This is a genomic window from Psychrobacter sp. 1U2 (assembly GCF_051847575.1).
Map to the genome: position 1 here is coordinate 1 of NZ_JBPYDC010001058.1, position 722 is coordinate 722.

At 45.2% G+C, this 722-nt stretch carries 1 protein-coding gene; it reads right to left on the reverse strand.

Annotated features, from left to right (window positions below; genetic code table 11):
• On the reverse strand, positions 1-722 hold a 722-nt coding region (gene proB / locus ACS8FD_RS20370; protein WP_439277202.1), incomplete at both ends, for a glutamate 5-kinase.

The following is a 722-nucleotide window of genomic DNA, read 5'->3' on the forward strand; positions in this document are numbered from 1 at the left end:
GCAACCGCCCATTGCTGCAAGGCGACCAGCACGAATCTTGGTTAGCATACCGCCACGACCAAGCTTACCACCGTCACCTGCAATGTCAAAAAGATAGTCAGCCATCGCGCGCTCTTGGCGTATCATTTTAGCATCAGGGTTGTCTCGTGGGTTGTCGGTAAACACCCCATCTTGATCCGTCAAGATAATATATAAATCTGCATTGATCATAGCCGCTGACATTGCACCCAATGTGTCATTATCACCAAACTTAATCTCATCAATCGTAATGGTATCGTTTTCATTAATAACTGGGAGCACATTCCACTCTAATAGCTGCGTCAGTGCACCAGTGGTATTCAAATAACGACTACGATTAGACAAATCGTCGTGAGTTAATAATAGCTGAGAGCTTTGTATTCCGTGTTGAATCAATGCTGACCACCACGTTTCAATCAAACCCATCTGACCAATAGAAGCACAAGCCTGCAATGCTGCAAGCTTTTTTGGCCGCTCATCAAGGTCCATTCGCACCACGCCTTCGGCAACTGCGCCTGACGATACCAATAGTACTTCAACGCCCTGCTTATGCAATTTAGCAATCTGTTTGGCCCACTCATAAATAGCAGTTCGATCCAGCCCTCGCCCATTATTGGTTAATAACGATGAGCCAATCTTGACAACAACGCGCTGAATATCAAAATTACGATTTTGTTTGATAAACCTTGCCTCTTCGGTCGTTT